1 protein-coding gene is annotated in these 739 nt (G+C 39.6%); it reads right to left on the bottom strand.

All coding sequences use genetic code 11. From position 1 onward, the window contains the following. The coding region (locus ACFINH_RS10175; protein WP_375633053.1) for a helicase-related protein at positions 1–739 on the bottom strand (739 nt) is incomplete at both ends.

Raw genomic sequence — 739 nt, 5'->3', positions numbered from 1 at the left:
CTAACCCAATATTAAGTCCTGAATACTCTAATTTTGAGCGTATAGGTAAATCATCAATAACCGTGGTCGTATCTTCTAACGCAAGTTCTTGAGAAGCAGCAACAATTTCAAGAGCATCGCTTACGTCTTGTTTTTTGTGCATATGGTGAATTATTTTATTAAAGTTATCATCATGAGCACGTAAAGCATTGAGAACTTGCCAGATGACATTATACTTTTGGTTGTTTTCTAAGGCTATTTCCGGCGGAATATCAGCGGGTATCCCAACGGGTAGAATGATATAGCCTCTTTTTTTACCCTCTGCTCGACGCATTACACGTCCGATCGCTTGAATAATCTCAATTTGACTTTTGCGCGGGTGTAAAAATAGAACAGCATCAAGAGCGGGTACATCAACACCTTCAGAAAGACAGCGTACATTGGTAAGTACACGACACGTATTTTCCCCCGCATCTTCCTTTAACCATTCAAGTTGTTTTGTACGCTCTTTAGCACTAAAGGTTCCATCAATATGGGCAAGGGTACAGTTAAGAGGAGGAGTATCTTTATAGTTCTTATGAAGAGCGCGCAAAGATTCTTGCACTTTTTCTTTTTTGAATCTCTTGCATATGCGTTTAGAAGTCTCAATATCTTTGCAAAAAGCTAAAGCTCTACGCATGGGCTTGGGGTCATCTTCAAGATCAAGTTTCAGATCCATTTTGGTAAGGGCTCTATAACAGCCATTAATCTTGGTCCTATC

Source organism: Bartonella sp. AA74HLJMH (genome assembly GCF_042197045.1).
Classification (GTDB): Bacteria; Pseudomonadota; Alphaproteobacteria; order Rhizobiales; family Rhizobiaceae; genus Bartonella.
This window is presented reverse-complemented; position numbering and strand designations above follow the sequence as displayed.